Consider the following 258-nt stretch of genomic DNA (forward strand, 5'->3'; position numbering starts at 1 on the left):
CGAGATCGACAACCAGCGCATTCTTGATTCAACGGGCGCGCTGTCGCTGAGCGAAGTGCCCAAGCATCTGGTGGTGATCGGTGCCGGAGTGATTGGCCTGGAACTGGGCTCGGTATGGCGGCGTCTGGGCGCGCAGGTCACCGTGGTCGAATACCTTGATCGCATCTGTCCGGGCGTCGATGGCGAGGCCGGTAAAACCCTGCAGCGCTCGCTGAGCAAACAGGGCATCGCGTTCAAGTTGAGTTCGAAAGTCACCAG

The 258-nt window shown here is 60.9% G+C and carries 1 protein-coding gene; it reads left to right on the top strand.

What is annotated here, in order from left to right; genetic code table 11:
- Positions 1-258: FAD-dependent oxidoreductase (locus BK660_RS31320; protein WP_185045303.1), on the top strand; the 258-nt coding region annotated here is incomplete at both ends.

This window comes from Pseudomonas brassicacearum (genome assembly GCF_003732265.1).
Taxonomy (GTDB): Bacteria; Pseudomonadota; Gammaproteobacteria; order Pseudomonadales; family Pseudomonadaceae; genus Aquipseudomonas; species Aquipseudomonas brassicacearum_D.